General features: G+C 36.4%; 1 protein-coding gene. It reads right to left on the bottom strand.

Annotated features, from left to right (window positions below):
- Positions 1-27: 27 nt before the first annotated feature.
- Positions 28-1,410: an IS3 family transposase gene (locus JEM49_RS04730; RefSeq protein ID WP_035434713.1), complete on the bottom strand. Its 1,383-nt coding sequence runs from the start codon at positions 1,408-1,410 to the stop codon at positions 28-30.
- Between the last annotated feature and the right edge of the window lie 42 nt (positions 1,411-1,452).

The raw sequence follows: 1,452 nt of genomic DNA, 5'->3' as shown, positions 1-1,452 counted from the left end.
TGAACTGAGACCTAAAAATTAGACAGTTTAAAATACAGGATTAATAGAGGCTTGATTCCGATATTCTTTCGGAGTTAAGCCTTTTAATCTGCTCTTTATCCTTTCTTCGTTATAGTATTCGATGTATTCTTCAATGGCTTGAGTTAATTCTTGAAGGTTATGGTATTTGTATTCTTGGTCATAAAACATCTCTGTCTTAAGCAGACCAAAGAAGTTCTCCATTAAACCGTCATCCATGGAATTGCCTTTTCTGGACATGCTTTGAGTGATGCCTTGAAGTTTTAAAGCACGTTGGTATTTTGGACTCTGATATTGACAGCCTTGGTCAGTATGAAAGATACAGTTGTTAAGAGCTGTTTCTTTAGCGAAAGCTTTATCAAGCATTGTCATTACTAAATCCATATCTGGATGTTTTGAAATAGAGTAAGAAACTATATCACCGCCGCAGCCATCCAAAATAGGCGACAAATACAGCTTTTCATCATTAAGATGAAATTCAGTGATGTCAGTATACCATTTCATATTAGGCATTGGCGCAAAGAAATCGCGGTGAATCAAATTAGGTGCTATTTTGCCAATAGTACCTTTATAGCTTGAATACTTGCGCTTATTGCGTCTGATACCCTTAAGACCTAGCTTATGCATCCAGTAGCGAACTGTTTTCTCAGTAACGTTCCAGCCATCTTTGAGTAGCTGCAATGCTACTCGGCGATAGCCATAGCGCCCCTGATGATAATTGAAGATTTCCTTGATCTTGGCAATGAGTTTAGAACGCTTAGGCTTTTTAGGCTTTCTTTTAATGATCTTGTAGTAAGAGCTTCTGGCAATTATCGGTAGCCCTGGATGCTCAGCGATTGCTTCTAAGACGTAGTCCAAGCTGACTTTGAATTCATGCCTTAGATCAGTAATTGCCTTAGCTATTTGTTCTGATCTTTTTCTTGATCCAAGGCTTTCAGTTTTTTTACGTATTCGTTCACAATACGCAATCGCAAGTTTTCTTCTTTCAGCTTTTGGATCTCTTTCTCCAGTTCCTTGCGTGATTTCTGACTCTCTTTGACCACGGGCAGGGCGTCCTTTCTGTTTGATAATGACATTATACCCGTTTTCTTTGTATTCTCTAAGCCATTTGTTAAGCATGGCAATGCTTTTGAAGCCTAATTCTAGCGATAATTGAACATATGACTTAGTACCAAAGATAGCTTGTTCAATTGCTTGCTCTTTAAATTTTTTAGAATAAACCTGCTTTCCAGTATTTAAAATATCCGTTCCATGCATATCAATCAATCTAAGCATGTAATCTAAATTAGCTAAGTTCATTTTATATGCTTTAGACAATTGACTTATTGAGATATTCTCATCTTTCCATTTACGATAAATTTCTATTTTTTGTTCTTTATTAAATTTAGACATAGTAAAAGACCTAAAAGTGTCTCACTTTTAGGTCTCACTTCA

This window comes from Lactobacillus sp. A27 (genome assembly GCF_016742815.1).
Lineage (GTDB): Bacteria > Bacillota > Bacilli > Lactobacillales > Lactobacillaceae > Lactobacillus > Lactobacillus gallinarum.
The sequence above is the reverse complement of the archived record's forward strand: the minus strand, read 5'-3'. Positions and strand labels throughout refer to the sequence as shown.

Bases quoted from the DNA above. Each gene is read 5' to 3' on its own strand.
- JEM49_RS04730 (WP_035434713.1), bottom strand. From the start codon at position 1,410: ATGTCTAAATTTAATAAAGAACAAAAAATAGAAATTTATCGTAAATGG.